This window comes from Streptomyces shenzhenensis, from assembly GCF_003688995.1.
Lineage (GTDB): Bacteria > Actinomycetota > Actinomycetes > Streptomycetales > Streptomycetaceae > Streptomyces > Streptomyces shenzhenensis_A.
The window spans coordinates 1-736 of record NZ_PENI01000102.1 but is presented as its reverse complement, the minus strand read 5'-3'; the positions used below and the strand labels follow the sequence as shown (position 1 = coordinate 736).

General features: G+C 48.1%; 1 protein-coding gene. It reads right to left on the bottom strand.

All coding sequences use genetic code 11. From position 1 onward, the window contains the following. Positions 1 to 328: 328 nt before the first annotated feature. The coding region (locus CTZ28_RS47640) for a hypothetical protein (RefSeq protein WP_183154927.1) at positions 329 to 736 on the bottom strand (408 nt) is incomplete at its 5' end.

Here is a 736-nt window from a genome sequence, read left to right as displayed (position 1 = left end):
TTTCCTCATTCCTTCATGTACAAACACAGAATCAATCACAGAATCACCATAGTTGGAAGGGACCTCTGAGATCATTGAGTCCAACCTTAAAAAAAACAAAACCAAAAAGCCAAAAAACCAAACCAAACCAAAAAAAAACAACAACGAAACAAAAACCACAACACTCCACCACATCACCCACCCACAACCCAATAATCTTGGCCATTAGAGCATGCTCTGAAGAGCCATGTCTACACGTTTCTTAAATACCTCCAGGGATGGTGACTCCACCACCTCCCTGGGCAGGCTGTTCCAGTGCCTGACCACCCTCTCAGAAAAGTAATTCTTCCTAATATCTAATCAACCTCCCCTGCCGCAACTTTAGACCATTTCCTCTGGTCCTGTCATTATTCCCTTGGGAGAAGAGGCCAACACCCACCTCTCTACAACCTCCTTTCAGGTAGTTGTAGACGGCAATGAGGTCTCCCCTCAGCCTCCTCTTCTCCAAACTAAACATGCCCAGTTCCCTCAGCCTCTCCTCATATGACTTGTTCTCTAGACCCCTCACTAGCTTGGTGGCTCTCCTCTGGACACGCTCCAGCACTTCAATGTCCTTCTTGTAGTGAGGGGCCCAGAACTGAACACAGTACTCGAGGTGAGGCCTCACCAGTGCTGAGTACAGAGGCACGATGACTTCCCTACTCCTGCTGGCCACATTATTCCTGATACAGGCCAGGATGCTGTTTGTCTTCTTGGC